15 protein-coding genes are annotated in these 16,264 nt (G+C 47.7%); 5 read left to right on the forward strand and 10 right to left on the reverse strand.

Features of this window, described 5'->3' with window-relative positions:
* Window positions 1-70: 70 nt before the first annotated feature.
* From rpmE to ABD734_RS01290, 5 genes are all read right to left on the reverse strand, one after another.
* Window positions 71-286 carry a 50S ribosomal protein L31 gene (gene rpmE, locus ABD734_RS01270; RefSeq protein ID WP_344700804.1) on the reverse strand — a complete coding sequence of 72 codons (216 nt, stop codon included), beginning with the start codon at window positions 284-286 and terminating at the stop codon, window positions 71-73.
* Window positions 287-403: 117 nt separating this feature from the next.
* Window positions 404-1,720, reverse strand: coding sequence for a transcription termination factor Rho (gene rho, locus ABD734_RS01275; protein WP_344700805.1), 1,317 nt, complete (start codon window positions 1,718-1,720; stop codon window positions 404-406).
* A 185-nt stretch (window positions 1,721-1,905) separates the two neighbouring features.
* A complete protein-coding gene (locus ABD734_RS01280; RefSeq protein WP_344700806.1) occupies window positions 1,906-3,174 on the reverse strand; it encodes a UDP-N-acetylglucosamine 1-carboxyvinyltransferase in 1,269 nt (422 codons plus the stop codon).
* A gap of 25 nt (window positions 3,175-3,199) precedes the next feature.
* Window positions 3,200-3,850: a fructose-6-phosphate aldolase gene (fsa, locus tag ABD734_RS01285; RefSeq protein WP_344700807.1), complete on the reverse strand. Its 651-nt coding sequence runs from the start codon at window positions 3,848-3,850 to the stop codon at window positions 3,200-3,202.
* A gap of 150 nt (window positions 3,851-4,000) precedes the next feature.
* On the reverse strand, window positions 4,001-4,858 hold the full coding sequence (locus ABD734_RS01290) for a class II fructose-bisphosphate aldolase (RefSeq protein ID WP_344700808.1): 858 nt from the start codon (window positions 4,856-4,858) through the stop codon (window positions 4,001-4,003).
* 121 nt (window positions 4,859-4,979) lie between these two features.
* Between ABD734_RS01290 and ABD734_RS01295 the strand changes: the two genes are divergently transcribed.
* Window positions 4,980-5,492 carry a DUF2529 family protein gene (locus ABD734_RS01295; RefSeq protein WP_344700809.1) on the forward strand — a complete coding sequence of 171 codons (513 nt, stop codon included), beginning with the start codon at window positions 4,980-4,982 and terminating at the stop codon, window positions 5,490-5,492.
* Here the strand turns inward: ABD734_RS01295 and ABD734_RS01300 are convergent.
* From ABD734_RS01300 to ABD734_RS01315, 4 genes are all read right to left on the reverse strand, one after another.
* A complete protein-coding gene (locus tag ABD734_RS01300; RefSeq protein WP_344700810.1) occupies window positions 5,455-7,329 on the reverse strand; it encodes a heavy metal translocating P-type ATPase in 1,875 nt (624 codons plus the stop codon). The genes ABD734_RS01295 and ABD734_RS01300 overlap by 38 nt on opposite strands.
* 172 nt (window positions 7,330-7,501) lie before the next feature.
* Complete coding sequence (gene pyrG / locus ABD734_RS01305) at window positions 7,502-9,097, reverse strand: CTP synthase (RefSeq protein WP_344700811.1); 1,596 nt, start codon at window positions 9,095-9,097, stop codon at window positions 7,502-7,504.
* 139 nt (window positions 9,098-9,236) lie between these two features.
* On the reverse strand, window positions 9,237-9,740 hold the full coding sequence (rpoE, locus tag ABD734_RS01310) for a DNA-directed RNA polymerase subunit delta (protein WP_344700812.1): 504 nt from the start codon (window positions 9,738-9,740) through the stop codon (window positions 9,237-9,239).
* 73 nt (window positions 9,741-9,813) lie between these two features.
* Window positions 9,814-10,653 (reverse strand): GNAT family N-acetyltransferase, encoded by an 840-nt coding sequence (locus ABD734_RS01315; RefSeq protein WP_344700813.1) that lies wholly within the window; start codon window positions 10,651-10,653, stop codon window positions 9,814-9,816.
* 165 nt (window positions 10,654-10,818) lie between these two features.
* On the opposite strand from ABD734_RS01315, the gene ABD734_RS01320 reads away from it, so the two are divergent.
* Both ABD734_RS01320 and coaW read left to right on the forward strand, forming a co-directional pair.
* Entirely contained in the window at window positions 10,819-12,450 is a 1,632-nt protein-coding gene (locus ABD734_RS01320; RefSeq protein ID WP_344700814.1) for a BCCT family transporter, read from the forward strand.
* Window positions 12,451-12,520: 70 nt separating this feature from the next.
* Window positions 12,521-13,318 carry a type II pantothenate kinase gene (gene coaW / locus ABD734_RS01325; protein ID WP_344700815.1) on the forward strand — a complete coding sequence of 266 codons (798 nt, stop codon included), beginning with the start codon at window positions 12,521-12,523 and terminating at the stop codon, window positions 13,316-13,318.
* Here the strand turns inward: coaW and ABD734_RS01330 are convergent.
* The gene (locus tag ABD734_RS01330) at window positions 13,313-14,029 is read right to left on the reverse strand and encodes an ATP-binding cassette domain-containing protein (RefSeq protein WP_344700816.1); all 717 of its coding nucleotides are present in this window, start codon (window positions 14,027-14,029) and stop codon (window positions 13,313-13,315) included. The genes coaW and ABD734_RS01330 overlap by 6 nt on opposite strands.
* Window positions 14,030-14,108: 79 nt before the next feature.
* On the opposite strand from ABD734_RS01330, the gene ABD734_RS01335 reads away from it, so the two are divergent.
* The gene (locus ABD734_RS01335) at window positions 14,109-15,626 is read left to right on the forward strand and encodes a potassium/proton antiporter (protein ID WP_344700817.1); all 1,518 of its coding nucleotides are present in this window, start codon (window positions 14,109-14,111) and stop codon (window positions 15,624-15,626) included.
* Window positions 15,627-16,247: a hypothetical protein gene (locus ABD734_RS01340; protein ID WP_344700818.1), complete on the forward strand. Its 621-nt coding sequence runs from the start codon at window positions 15,627-15,629 to the stop codon at window positions 16,245-16,247.
* Window positions 16,248-16,264 lie beyond the last annotated feature (17 nt).

Below are 16,264 nucleotides of genomic sequence, written 5' to 3' on the forward strand. Positions count from 1 at the left end.
TCGTTAATTATATCATATTCGGAAATAAAAAAACTGTATCGGAATATAACCCGATACAGTTTGGATACTCTTATTCGTTTGCGCTTTTGAAACCGAATTTTTTGTTGAACTTTTCAATACGGCCATCCGCAGATGCGAATTTTTGACGTCCAGTATAGAATGGATGACATTCAGCACAAACCTCTACTGTAATGTCCTCGCTGTTAACTGATCCTGTTTCAAAATCGTTGCCACATGAGCACTTTACAGTCACTCTGTGGTATTCCGGGTGAATTCCTTGTTTCATTACCTTTTCAGCTCCTTTGCCCTGAACCATCTGGAACAGAGTTATTAGTGGGTTGCCCACTTCGATACTTTTGCATTATACACGTTGGAATAGAAAGAATCAACCGTTCTGTTCAATTCAGATGACCGGGCGGCCCGTCGAATGGGAAGACAGCATCCGCTGGCGCAGCACATCGAAAAATTCCTCATTTGTTTTGGTCTGCTTCAATATCTTCAGGAACCTCTCGGTAAAGTCCGGAGAGTCCGTGAACAAGTTCCGGAGCTGCCATAATACTTCGAGCTGCCCCTTATCGAGAAGCAGTTCTTCTTTACGGGTGCTCGAGCGCCGGATATCGATTGCCGGATAAATCCTCCGTTCACTCATGTTGCGGTCCAGATGCAGTTCCATATTGCCGGTCCCTTTGAACTCTTCATAGATTACATCATCCATGCGGCTGCCTGTGTCCACCAATGCGGTCGCCAGGATGGTCAGGCTGCCCCCGGCCTCTATATTTCTCGCCGCACCGAAGAAATGCTTCGGTCGATGCAGGCTTGCCGGATCAAGTCCACCGGATAACGTACGGCCGCTTGGCGGAATCACAAGATTATACGCCCTCGCGAGCCGGGTGATGGAATCCATCAGCACCACGACATCCTCGCCCATCTCCACAAGCCGCTTCGAACGTTCAAGAAGCAGTTCAGCAACTTTGACATGGTGTTCAGGCGGTTCATCGAAGGTCGAATGCACAACTTCCGCATCTTCAACAGACCGCTCGAGATCTGTCACTTCCTCAGGCCGTTCGCCGATGAGGAGGATGAATAATTTTGATTCAGGATGGTTTTTGGTGATCGCATTGGCGATCTCTTTAAGAAGGGAAGTCTTACCTGCCTTAGGTGGGGCGACGATCATCCCCCGCTGACCAAAACCGATCGGAGTGACAAGGTCCATGATCCGCGTCGATAGATCTTCAGGTCGATTCTCCAGATGCATGCGCTCATCGGGATAGAGCGGCGTAAGTGCCTGGAAGTGCGGGCGCTTTTTTATCTGCTCTGCATTATGGTCATTGACGAAGTCGACCTGCAGCAATCCGTAGTATTTCTCGTTCTCTTTCGGCCGGCGTACTTTACCTGTGACTTTATCGCCCTTTTTGAGCTCGAACCGACGGATCTGTGAAGCAGAAATGTATATGTCCTTCTCCCCTTTGGAGAGGTTGACCGTCCTCAGGAAACCATAGCCATCCGGTTGGATGTCATCGAGTACACCTTCCATATAATAGTTGCCGTCTTTCTCCATCTGGGCTTCCATGATGGCGAGGACCAGTTCTTTCTTGTTCAGCCGGCTGTAGTTGGAGAGGCCGAGCTCTTTGGCGCGCACTGTCAGTTCTTTTGTATTATTTTTCTTGTATAGGGCATCAAAGGACTCATATTTAAGTCCATTTTCATCTCTCTCAGCCATATATTCACGTCACTTTCATTTTTAAGTAGATGGTTAGGTGTGTTTTTAATTGAGGATGTGCTACAGAGGCTTTCCAAGGAGAATTACCTTTACATATTCTACACTAGAGGGTGCTAAAGATAAAGGTTCGATACGGCCACCCTCCTTTCCCGATTAAAGGCCCGGACAGTTGTCCGGGCCTTTAATCAGTTTTCTTTTATTTCTTCGCGCCAGATGTCAGCGCCTAAATCCTTCAGTTTTTTGACGATATCCGTGTAGCCGCGATCTATATGGTTCACATTGTGGATCGTTGTCACACCTTCAGCGATCAAGCCTGAGATGAGAAGACTCGCTCCAGCACGAAGGTCACTTGCATAGACGTCGGCCCCGTTTAATTTTGATGGGAAAATCAGTGCCGAGCCGCTGTTTTGTTCTATTTTCGCATCCATACGGCTCAGTTCATCGACATGTCTGAAACGGGCCGGATAAATCGTCTCTGTAATCTTGCTTACCCCGTCCGCCATAAAGAGTATCGGGGTTAGAGGCTGTTGCAGATCAGTCGCAAATCCTGGGTATACTTGGGTCTTAACTGAAATCGGCCGATAATTTTCAGGTTTGCTGATGGTCGCCCAATCATCTCCCATTTCAATCTGGACGCCTAGTTCTTCGAGCTTCGCCGTAAGTGACTCCATATGGGTCGGAATGATGTTTTGCACCGTAAAGTCCTCTCCTGCCGCCGCCGCTGTAATCATATAGGTACCCGCTTCTATGCGGTCTGGGATGATATTATGGGTGGTGCCATGGAGTGATTCCACCCCATGGATCTTGATGGTGTCTGTTCCAGCACCTCGGATATCAGCCCCCATATTATTGAGCAGCGAAGCTACATCGACGACTTCCGGTTCTTTAGCCACATTTTCAAGGACCGTCTTTCCTTCTGCACTACTCGCAGCAATCATAAGGTTGATTGTCGCCCCTACCGAAACCATATCGAAGAATATTCTCGCACCTTCCAACTTTTCTGCAACAAGGTACATGGCACCATGTTCATTCGTCACTTTGGCGCCAAGTTTTTCAAATCCTTTAATGTGCTGGTCGATCGGTCTGGGACCGAGCGGACATCCTCCCGGGAGTCCGATCACACACTTCTTAAACCGTGCAAGCATCGCCCCCATCATATAATAGGATGCTCTTAGGGATTGTACTTTTGTATTTGGCAGCGGCATATTTTCTGCTTTTTCAGCATTGATGCGCAATGTTGTGCCGTCGAGTTCCGTGGTGACGTTCAGGTCATTAAGAAGACTCATCAATGTCTTTACATCGGAAATCTCCGGCAAACCTTCCAGGATCACTTCCCCTTCTGACGCCATTAATGATGCAGGTATCAGGGCGACCGCACTATTTTTCGCCCCGCTGATCTCTACTTCGCCGGAGAGTTTCCTGCCTCCTCTGACTTTTATCACTTCTTTAACCATAGTCGTTCTCCTTAATTTAGAATGCCTACTGGCCCTTTTGGCTGTTCCAGTCTTTCAGGAACTGGTCGATGCCTTTGTCAGTCAATGGGTGACTTGTGAGTTTCTTCAATACTTTATAAGGGATTGTAGCAATATCTGCACCTGCTACCGCTGCGCCATGGACGTGGCCTTCATTTCTGATTGAGGCAGCGATTATTTCCGTACCTATTCCATGAACCGTGAAGATGTGTCGGATGTCCGCGATGAGATTCATGCCATCGAGGCCGATATCATCCAGTCTGCCGATGAACGGAGACACATAAGTAGCGCCGGCATGGGCTGCGGTGAGCGCCTGGACAGTATTGAATACGAGCGTCACGTTTGTCTTTATGCCTTCAGATGACAGGACATTCACTGCTTTCATTCCTTCATCAGTCATCGGAATCTTGACGATGATATGCTCGTGAAGCTTCGCGAGTTCACGTCCCTCTTCAATCATACCTGCTGCATCAAGCGCAATCACTTCGCCGCTTACCGGCCCTTGAACCAACTCGCATATTTCCACAAGACGGTCATGGAAGGATATATCCTTCTCCTTGGCCACAAGCGATGGATTGGTGGTAACACCACGCAATACGCCCCATTCGTGTATCTCTTTGATTTCATCCATGTTTGCTGTATCGATAAAGTATTTCATAAACTTAAGGCACCTCCATTTAGGTTATTCATTCATTATAAAACAGTCACGCCCAGTCGGCAATGGCTGCCAGATCTTCTCAAACTGTATACATATCTGCTTCAATAATCAAATAAAAGCCATCCTTAGTGGATGGCTTTTCATGGACTGTTACGCTTGACCTGAAGTGCCGAACTCCCGGATTTTACCGCGTACAGTCTCTTTGACTGCTTCCCTTGCAGGCCCGAGGTATTTACGTGGATCATATACTTCAGAATCATTGGCCAGGACTTCTCTGACCTTCTGTGCTGACGCAATCTGGTTGTCGGTATTGACATTGATTTTAGCGGTTCCAAGAGAGATTGACCTTTGGATGTCTTTAGTCGGAATCCCCGTACCACCGTGCAACACCAATGGAATATCGGACTGGTTGCCGATTTCCTCCATTTCCGCAAACCCAAGATTCGGTTCTCCCTTATATGGACCATGCACCGAACCGAGTGCAGGTGCGAGGCAATCGATGCCTGTCCTCTCAACCAGTTCGCGGCACTCTGCAGGATCGGCATAGATCACACCGTCAGCTATAACATCATCTTCCTGGCCTCCAACGACACCGAGCTCGGCTTCGACGGAGACGCCCCTTTCATGGGCATACTCAACAACCTTCCTTGTTGTGGCGACATTGTCTTCAAATGGGCCATGTGAAGCATCTATCATGACTGATGTAAATCCAGCACCAATCGCCTCGACACATTTCTCATAGCTCGACCCGTGGTCCAGATGGATGGCCACCGGTATTGTGATGTCTAGATCGTGCATGAGGCCTTCAATCATTTTAACGACAGTTGTCATGCCGCTCATATATCTCGCCGCACCTTCTGAAACGCCCAGGATGACCGGGGCATTCTCTTCTTGTGAAGCTGTCAGGATCGCTTGGGCGAACTCCAGGTTATTGACGTTATACTGGCCAACTGCATATCCTTCTTTTCTTGCTTTATTAAGCATTTCCGTCATTGATACTAAAGGCATCTAATTTTCCTCCTGTAGATTGTTTGCTTTATTGCATAACTGTGATTATAGCAAATACATTTTATTTCGGGTAATGATTTGGTACCATTGAAATACTGACTACCATGAATGGAGTGATCTTATGGATAAGATTCTACAGACTCAACTGACGAATATATATAATCATATAAACGCCCAGGAAGAAGAAATCGAAATGGCAGCACGCCTGATTGCCCAGGCTGTCGGCAGCGAGGGGGAAGTCCGGCTGGCCACTTTCCACGATTTCACCGGCATCCAATCATACCTTCTGGAAGGGGCACTCTCCCTGCCGAAGGCCAAACCATTCGAAACAGTCGAATCCTTGGACGCCCCGGACCGGACCCTGGTTATAGCAGACCAGTTTGATGAACCCGTCAAACAGTTGGTCAATGCGCTTGGAGAAGCGGACAAGGAATTCGTACTCATCTCGAATTATAATAAGCATGAAGCAGAAATACTGGACTCACTCCACCATTATATCGACTTATCCTCCCCGCGTCCCCTGGTTCCGACACCTGATTTCGACAAAATTGTTAACCCTTATATTTCTGCATTCCTATACCTGTATGATCACCTGTTCATCCTTGTGGACGAAATGACGAATGAAGCGTACTGAACTCCTGATCTGAAAGCATCCTCAGGCCGTTCAGGATGACCAAGATGGTGCTCCCTTCATGACCGATGACACCTAGGGGCAGATTGATTGCCTGAAAGAAGTTCGAAATGATCAGAATGGTAATGACAGCGACTGAAAATAACAGGTTCTGTGCGATTATGCGATTCAATCGAGCTGATGCAGCCATCATCTCGGGTATGCGCTTCAACTGCTCATTCATCAAAACGATGTCTGCCGTCTCTAACGCAATTCCCGTACCTTTACCCATGGCGACTCCGATATCGGCTTGTTTGAGGCCTGGCGCATCGTTGACGCCGTCACCCACCATCACCACTATCCCTTTTTCCTTATAGGCATTTATGTGCTTCACCTTGTCTTCAGGGCTCTGGTCCCCTATCGCTTTAGTTATACCAATTGAATGCGCGATTGATTCTGCTGCCTTCTGGTTGTCACCAGAGATCATAATCGTCTCCTTGCCAAGCTTATTAAGTGTTCCGATTATATCTGAAGCCTCTTCCCGCTCTACATCCTTAAGAGCGATGAGCGCTTTTTTTATGCCATCTTCGATATATATCGTAACAGTATGCCCACTATCCAAAAGCTGTGATTTATAAGGCTCCATGAAATCATCATCCTGTGCTTTGAACACTTGGACATGTCTCTCTCCAATCATACCTTCTACACCTTTACCTACCACATCACGGACATCTGTTGCCGTCACACCTTCTTGCTTCATGCCTTCAAAGTGATTCTTGATCTTGACTGCGAGCGGATGGTTGCTGGAGCGTTCAAGTTCATAGATGAACGCCGCTATGCGTGACCGTTCGGATTCTTTCACTACTTCAAAATGTGTAATGGCGGGTTCTCCCTTAGTCAGTGTGCCTGTTTTATCAAACAGGACGAAATCCACTTCATTCAACTGCTCCATGTATCTCCCACCCTTAATCAGCACACCTTTTTTGGCACTGGTCGATATAGCTGAAAGGGTAGCTGGCGTAATGGAAGCCACCACTGCACATGGCGAAGCGACGACCAGAAGCACCATTGCACGGTAGAAGGTCTCATTCCATCCCCATCCAAAAATGTAATGTGGCATAAATAGCATGAAACCTGTTGTGATCAACACTATCCAAACGTACCTGTTTTCGAACCGTTCTATGAATTGTGCGCGCTTCGAAGGTACACTTTCGCTTTCCTTCACCAGTTCTATCATCCGATTGAAGATGGTTTCCTCATTGTCCACCGTCATCCTGACAGATACTACGCCCCCTTCATTGATGGAACCTGTCAACACAGTGTCATCAACACTTTTATCAACCAGTATGGACTCGCCCGTCAGAGATGCCTCATCGACTTCTGTCGAGCCCTCTATAACAATACCGTCTATCGGAAAGACGTCTCCCCGCATGACGACTACTACATCTCCTATTTCCAGCGAATCCACTTCCACTGTTTCATATCCTCCGTCTGCCGACAGTTTTTTGGCAGTGTTCGGCTTCATTTTGATCAATGACCCAACAGCATCACGGGTCTTGGTCTCAGCATAGGCCTCAAGTGTCCCACTGACACTGAAGATGAATATGAGGATCGCTCCTTCAAACCAATACCCTATAATGGATGCGCCGGTCGCTGCAATAATCATGAGCAGTTCAACATTCAGCTTCCGCTCCCTCACTGTGTGCTGCACGCCCTCTTTAGCCTGGAACCATCCCCCGATGACAAATGCCAAGATAAAGATCAATGGATACCATGACACTTCCGTGAAACGTTCCAGGTAGAATCCTGCAGCAATCAATAGACCTGAAATGACTGTGAAGTACAACTGGAGCTTGTTCATTCGACCACTCCTTAAGTATTATCCTTGTACTTCAATTATACCCACCCCCCTGATCGGTTTCATGATCTGTCAGCATGTTTGTTTGTATTTTATGTGGATGATGACAATGATTATCGTTACCGCATATAAAAAGAGCCACGCAACCCTAATGGTTGCGTGGCTCTTCAACATGTTAATCCAAACATGCATTGATAAGCCCTTGGAACAGGGGATGCGGCCGTGTCGGCCGGGATTGGAATTCAGGATGGAACTGGACGGCGACAAAGTATGGATGATCTTTAAGTTCGATCATCTCAACGAGCCTGCCGTCTGGAGAAGTGCCGGAGAATATCATGCCCTTCTCCTCAAGCTGCGTCTTGTATTTGTTGTTGAACTCATACCTGTGGCGATGACGCTCATCTACATGCGAAACGCCATAGAGCTTGCGCGCTTTAGTGCCTTCTTTGATTTCACAAGGGAAGCTGCCGAGCCTCAATGTACCTCCGAGGTCCACGACATCTTTTTGGTCCGGCATCAGATCGATGACAGGATGCGCAGTGTCCTCATCCAGTTCACTTGAATGGGCACCTTCAAGACCAGCTACATTGCGTGCAAATTCCACAGTGGCAAGTTGCATGCCGAGACATATGCCAAGAAGCGGGATGTTGTTCTCACGTGCATATTGGAGTGCATATATTTTCCCTTCCACACCGCGTTCACCGAAACCACCTGGTATCAGGATGCCGTCGACGCCTTCGAGCTCAGCTTCGTGATTTTCCGGTGTCAGGAATTCTGAGTTGATCCATTTGATGTCGATGTCGGTCTGACGTTCATAGCCAGCATGTCTCAATGACTCCGCCACCGATAAGTATGCATCCTGAAGCGTCACATATTTACCGACAAGACCGATGGTCACCTTCTTATCGATATTTTCAAGGTTCTGCAGCAGGTGCTTCCAGTCTGTCAGTTCCGCTTCCCTATGTTCACCAAGTTTAAGTCTATCGATGACGAGTGAATCCATCTTCTGTTCCTGCAGCCTGATCACTATGTTGTAGATGGTTGACTCGTCTCTCGCTTCTATGACGCTGTCTTTATCGATATCACAGAAGAGTGCAATCTTATCACGCAGATCTTCGCCCATGGCATGTTCGGAGCGCACGACAATCATGTCAGGCTGGATGCCGAGCCCTCTGAGTTCCTTGACGCTGTGTTGGGTCGGTTTGGTCTTCATTTCACCGGCCGCTTTAATGTATGGCAGCAATGTACAATGGATGTACATGACATTCTCACGTCCAAGGTCGCTCCTCACCTGTCTGATGGCTTCCAGGAAAGGCAGTGATTCGATATCTCCGGTCGTACCGCCGATTTCAGTTATCACGATGTCCGCATTCGATTCCTCGCCGGCTTGGATCAGACGGGATTTAATTTCATTGGTGATGTGTGGAATCACCTGGACTGTGCCGCCGAGATAATCCCCACGACGTTCTTTGCGTATTACTTCAGAGTAGACTTTCCCCGCTGTGACGTTTGAATATTTATGGAGATTGATGTCGATGAACCGTTCATAGTGCCCCAAATCCAAATCCGTCTCCGCCCCGTCCTCTGTGACGAAGACTTCACCGTGCTGATATGGGCTCATGGTCCCTGGATCTACGTTCAAATACGGATCGAATTTCTGTATTGTGATCGAAAAGCCACGATCTTTCAAAAGCCTTCCAAGTGATGCTGCCGTAATGCCTTTGCCCAGAGAAGAAACAACCCCGCCGGTCACAAAAATATATTTAGTCATTGCACTTCCTCCTGTGAAAAATAAAAATAGCTCCCTTCCACACTTGGTGAAAAGGAGCCGTTCTTTACAATCCCTTTTTCAGGGAGCCCAATAAAAATAATATCACTTTTAACCTGAATGTCAACTGGAAGTTGTTTTTCTAGAGATCGGGTTTATCTTCGTAGGAGTCTTCAAGTTCATCCGTATCATCGTACTCTATATCTTCATCGATGGTCTCATCGACTTCTTCCTTGCCTGAGATTTCATTTTTTGACAATGGGGAATCAAGATCTTCTGTATCGTCTTCCACAAGTTCCTTATCCTGATCGATGATATCTTCTTCAATCGGCTCATCCTCCACGGCAAGCTCGATCTTATGGATTGTTGGTGCGATCTTATCGGATATGTCATCTACCGAGTACCAATCCCTGAGTCCCCACAGGCCTTCGCCTGTACTCAGAAAACGGCCATCTGTATTCAAATCGGTGTAGAATTGCACAATGCGGTTTTCAATCTCCTTATCTGAATATCCGCCCAACTCCTTGAACTTGTCGACAATATCATACAAGTTCACTTCCTTGCCTACATCTTCAAGGTATATATGTGCCATTTCGATAAAGGAGTTTTCATCCAGCATCTGCTTGGAGTAGTCATCCAGTCTCATCTCATTCATCCTTTCCAGTCTCGAATATCACAGGATATCTTACATGTAATTGGAACATGAATCAAGCACTTATTCAATAGTTTACATACTTCACGAATTTCTGCTGTCCACCTTCATCTTCCATCATGACGAATCCACCCTTTTCAAACAGCTTATGCCACCCTGCTGCATCATCGGTCAAAATGGTCAGCTGCTTGATTTCTGGCATATCGCGTCTGAGGAAAGTGGCGATCTGACGCATTGCACTTGAGGCAACACCGCGTTCACGTTCCTGAGCCTTGACATGCAGATGCGTAATCCGAAGCTCCGCCCGATCGACCTTGCCCTTTATCTCCCCGATCGTCTCCTTCTGGTTCCTGACTATATCGATTTTGATGGCCGGCAACTGTACAGCGTCATCCCTCCCCAGCTTGATGTTATGTACATACTTGCTATCCAAATCCAGGTAATAAAGACGTTCCTTCCCTATCGGACCATCTTCCTTTGTTGCCGTATGTGTAAACCCGGCTCGTTCATAAAGATTCCAGGCTGCTGTATTTTCAGCATCCACAACAAGGTATAGGTGATCGAAATTCGAAAAGTTCTCCTGTATATAGATGGGCAGCCGCATCGCCACCTGCGTTCCATATCCGCGGCCCTGCAGCTTTTCATCAATCGATAGCGACCTTATATAGACCACTTCGTGTGGTGTGTCGTAACCTTCATGCTGATAATGCTTATGAAGCACGAAAAACCCAATGATCGTTCCTCCCCCGTTCAATACCACACAAGGTACACGATCAGGGTCATCAACAGCATCATCGACCACATCAGTCGGCAAGCTGGAATATACTTGTTGCTGTTCACTCAATCTGAAAGCCGCTAGAGTCTCACGATCATTCTCCTGAAACGGCCGGATACTTATCTGGTCCATAATCCAAAACCCCTTTTTGACATGTAATGTCATTTTGTTATGATAACTATTATACCCTTTCCAGTATAAAAATAGTCAGCTTGATATTCAATGTTTTAATGGTGTTTAATCTCGACACAACGGGGGTACAACGGTATATAATAAGATATTTTAGGGGGAGAAATTTTGGACAATGACAATTTAGACAGTAATCCCAAAAAGGGGGATAAGTCGAAGAAAAGTTCCAAATTCGAAAAAGAGAAACGACCGGATAAGAACCTGGAGCCAAAAAAAGGGTCAAGCCTAGGGTTGGTGTTCTGGACCGCCGCTTCAATCATCATCGCTGCTGCCTTGGTGGCAACGATCATACCTGGCAAGTTCGAAGCCGCATCAAGCTCAGTCTATGGCTGGATTGCCGGATTGTTCAGCTGGTTCTTCATGATTGCAGTATTTGGTTTTGCTTTATTCTTGATTTTCCTGGCACTCTCGCCATACGGTCGCATCAAGCTCGGAGGAGATAATTCGAAGCCTGAATTTTCCTTCCGCTCATGGATTGGCATGCTGTTCTCCGGCGGACTGGGTGTAGGGCTCGTATTCTTCGGTGTCGCAGAACCGATGAGTCATTATATGATCTCACCTTTTCCGGGTGGAGAGACTGAAACCGTCGAGGCGGCGCGCATGGCCATGGGCTATTCGTTCTTCCACTGGGGGATTTCCCAATGGTCCATCTTTGGTGTAGCCGGTCTTGCCATTGGCTACAACCAATATCGCAAGAAGAAAGACGGCCTCGTTTCGACCTCACTCGAGCCGATACTTGGCAACGACTATAATCAGAAGCTGAGAAAGTCCATAGATATACTTGCCGTGGTCGCGACTGTCACAGGTATGGCCACATCAGTCGGCCTTGGCATCATGCAGATGGATGGCGGCTTGAACATAGCCTACGGCATCCCATCGGGTCCATTGACTCAAATCATACTTACCGCTCTGATGACAGGCTTCTTCATACTATCGACGACGACTGGGCTGAAACGCGGCATCAAATGGTTGAGTAACCTTAATATGCTGCTTGCCGCTGTCATCACCATCTTCATAATGGCCGTTGGTCCCTTCACGTTCATTATGGAGAGCATCGTTGTGGGACTTGGTGATTATTTATCCAACTATGTCGGGTATTCGTTGCGCATGCAACCCTATACCGGTGAAGTCTGGGTGCAGGAGTGGACGGTATTCTACTGGGCGTGGGTCATCGCCTGGAGTCCTTTCATCGGTTCCTTTGTCGCCCGGATCTCCAAGGGACGTTCCATACGCGAGTATGTAATGGGGATCCTCATCATTCCACCTATACTTTCCTTCCTCTGGATCGGAGCTCTCGGTGGTACGGCAATCTACTCTGACCTCTTTAATGGCACGAATATCGGAGCGCTCGTTCTGGAGGATGATACCGCTGCACTTTTCGCGTTGTTCGATCAGCTGCCGCTGACTGAATTATTCTCTGCTCTGGCTATACTGCTGATCTTTACATTCCTTGTGACATCAGCAGACTCTGCAACGTTCATCGTGGCAGGTATGACTTCCGGGAATACTGATGCACCAAGTACACGCCTTAAAGTCATCTGGGGTGTACTACTTGGTTTCCTTACAGTCACTCTGATCATCGCTGGTGGTCTGACAAGCCTACAGGCCGCTTCGCTATTGGCGGGACTGCCATTCGGGCTCGTCCTTATCGCCATGATCATCGCAGTCTCCAAATCACTCAGACGAGAACCAAATGACTCGATGAAGCGCCGTCAGCGTAAAGATCGGACAAGGGCTTGAATTTAATGTTACTAAGTTGGAATGTCATTGGTATAATACAACCAATGACATTCTTTTTTTGGAGGCTTTTATGAAAATTGGAATAGACGCAGGAGGCACACTGATCAAGGTCGCCTACATCGATGACGAGGGACGCAGTTTCGAAAGGTGGCCATCTGCCCAAGTGGATGCTTTGATAGATCGATTGAACGCAGAACATACAGATGATCTGATATACCTGACAGGCGGCAAGTCTGCATATATGGCAGAAAAATTGAAGCATCATGAAGCCATATCGGTCGAATTTGAAGCGACATACCGTGGGCTGCTCAAACTGATGAAGGAGCAGGACGTCCGCCTTGGACATTTCATCTACTTGAATGTCGGCACCGGTACTAGCTTTCACTATGCCGGCCCCTCCGGTCAACAGAGGGTAGCGGGATCTGGAGTGGGCGGCGGCACGCTGATCGGCCTATCCACCCTGCTTGCCGGCGTCCACGACTATGATTCAATCATCCATCTGGCCACCCAAGGCAACCGGGATGAAATCGACCTTAAAGTCCATCATATCTATGCTGGACGCCCGACACCGATTCCAGGTGATCTGACCGCGAGCAACTTCGGTAATGTCCTCTCCGGGGAAGTTTCTAAACTGCAGCCTGCCGATAAAGTACAAGCCGTCATTGGTCTTGTTGCCGAAACTGTAACAGCCATTGGAATAAGCCTCGCTGAAGGCTTCGAGACGGATGATATCGTCTTCATCGGCTCCACCCTGCTCGACAACACGGTGATGAAAGATATCATCAATCGCTACGCCGGGCTGAAGGACGCAAGGGCCCACATCATTCACAATGGTGAATACTCAGGGGCATTGGGTGCCATTCTATAGTGGACTGTGATAGATGGATACGGCGTTTCTATGCCGTTCCATAGTCAATCTGATGTTGTAGCACCTTGAGAGCTGTCCGCTCGTCACCTGGGCTGCAGGCAGCGGACCTTCCGCGCGTCCTGCCTGAAGAAGTGTGATCGTGTCTCCATAAGTCATCGCCAACTGTGCTTCATGCATGGTGGTGATGACTATTTTTTTCTGTCCTTCCCTCGTCAGCCACTTCATCATTTCGTGCTGATGAAATAGATCAAGTCCTTGTTCTATTTCATCAATCATGATGATCGGCTTATCTTCGAGGGCGATTTGAGCGCATTGCACCCTTTTGAATTCGCCGCCGGATAGTTCCTCTATCGAACGCCCTAGAAGGTGGCCGATGTGGAAACGCCTGATGATTTCAGCCACCCGTTCCTCCGCGACCTTCCCCGCAGCTGCAGTCATGATCAGATACTCTTCGACGCGTATTCTGAAGCGGGGATTCTCCTGCGGCAGGAACGATATGATGTCTGAGATGTCCCCCAAGGCCGAACCATGATAAGCGATCTCACGGCTCAGAATATGGCTCCCACCGTAACCGAGCATCCCCTTCAGAAGCGTGCTTTTGCCACCCCCGTTAGGCCCTAGGATGATATTTACACCTCTATGAAATGTGACGTTTTCAATATCAAGGCTGAAGTTCCTCTGCATCGTTTCCAGATGATCGATTTTCAGCATAAGCTGTTCCTCCGCTAGTATTTTAGTTGGTACTCAATTATAATTATATATACAAATATCAGGTGAAAGGGGGTTTTTGATGGATGTCCAGCTAGACTATCCGATCTTGTTGATTGCCATACTGCTGGTCTTGGGCGTTGTGATGACACGTTTTTCGTCCAGACTCGGTGTCCCCTCGCTTGTACTCTTCATAATCATAGGTATACTTCTGAACCAGGTCATCTACTACGATAATGTGGAACTCACCCAACTGATTGGTATGATAGCACTTGTCGTCATACTTTTTGAAGGTGGCCTCCAAACCAATATCATGACCATCAAAAAGGTGGCTGGTTCAGCGGTACTTCTTGCGACCATCGGCGTATTGCTGACAAGTTTCATACTCGGTCTGTTTGCCTATCTGATCCTGGACCTTGATTTCATGACATCGATGCTGCTCGGGTCCATCGTCGGCTCGACTGATGCTGCTGCAGTATTTGCAGTATTCGGCAGTAAAAACATCAAGGAAAAACTATCTTCAACGATTGAAGCGGAATCCGGAACGAACGACCCGATGGCTGTGTTCCTTACCGTCACCATCATATCGGTCATCGAAATGCCAGGAGAGAGCAATGTTTTATATCTCTTACTTACCTTCTTTTGGCAGATGGGTGTTGCCATCATAGCCGGTATCATTATAGGCCGGCTTGCGGTTTTCGTCATCAACCGGATCGACCTCGAAGCTTCTGGACTCTATCCGGTGCTCTCCCTTGGATTTGCGATGCTGACTTTCGGTGTTACAGAAGTCATCGGTGCAAGTGGATTGCTCTCTGTGTATGTTATGGCGGTACTGATGGGGAATCGGCCCCTTACCTATAAACATTCCATACTGCGCTTCAATGAAGGATTGGCGTGGATGATGCAGATTGTCATGTTCATCATGCTCGGCCTGCTGGCCTTTCCTGGGGAATTGATCAACTATACATTCCAGGGGATCCTGATGGCACTCATCCTCATATTCATCGCCAGGCCAATCGGTGTCTTCCTCACTTTGATTGCGAGCAAGTACGACCTCAAGGAGAAAATATTCATTTCGTGGGCTGGTCTGCGTGGCTCTGTGCCGATCGTTTTAGCGACTTATCCACTAGTCAGTGACATCGAGAGCGGATACCTCGTCTTCAACGTAGTCTTCTTTATCGTCTTGTTCTCTGCCTTGCTGCAAGGGAGCACCATCACACCAGTAGCCCGCTGGCTGGGATTTGACGAAGGGGAAGCGGAAGCTCCGGCCTATTCGGTCGAACTGCTGGCTTTAGGCCAGACGCAGAACGATATATACGGGATTGAACTCCCTTCGCATTCTGCCCATCAGAACGTGCAGATCAAAGACTTGGACTTGCCGACTGATGTCCTCGTCATCGCCATCATAAGAAATGATGAGTTGATTACACCTAACGGAGAAACGAAGATGCTTTCTGAAGATTTCATCTATGTCATGATGCCAAGAAAGCTACGTGAGCGTACAGAAGCATATTTCAGTAAACCAAAAGAACCACCTAAGAGCAAAAAGGCACGTCAGAAGCCGTTTCCCAAGAAAAAAGTGACAAAAGAGGGGGATTAAATGAAATTCATCATTGTCCTACTCGCCATTCCACTGTTCATCCCGTCATGTGTAGGCTTGTTCATTCCAGATGATTCAAACCAGAGCGCTACGGAGGACACCGGAGAATCTGCTAGTGAAGAATCAACAGAAGAGACTACAGAAGTCGCCAGCGAAAAAGAACCCACAGAAGTAACACCCATCGATGTAACGCGCGATGCCTTCGTCTCAAACTTGTTCTCAGCCAATTATGAGTACAGAACGATTTCACTCCGCTCCAGTTACGAATATATGACGCGCATACTGGGAGAACCGGTTGGAAACGGTCAAAGCATTGATGGTGTCTATTACCACTATGATCATATCGCCTTCAACTTCCCTGAAAAAAGGGAGGGGGCCGATGATTTAAGCGAACTTAAAATCAACGGCATCATCATCTTTCCGGAAAACCTCACAAAGCAGGAGGCCGTTGAAACATTCGGCTGGCCGACGCGTGACGAGGTTTCCGACTTCTGGATGATCTATGATGCCGATGATTCAAACGAGCAGTATGTCATGCTGAAATATGATCAGGAGGACAAGATTACAGAAATCATCCTCCAGCACAAAAACCTTGAAGATACTGGGTTTTACGGAAGTTAAAAGGAGGAGCGTCTGGA

This window comes from Salinicoccus jeotgali, from assembly GCF_039538805.1.
Lineage (GTDB): Bacteria > Bacillota > Bacilli > Staphylococcales > Salinicoccaceae > Salinicoccus > Salinicoccus jeotgali.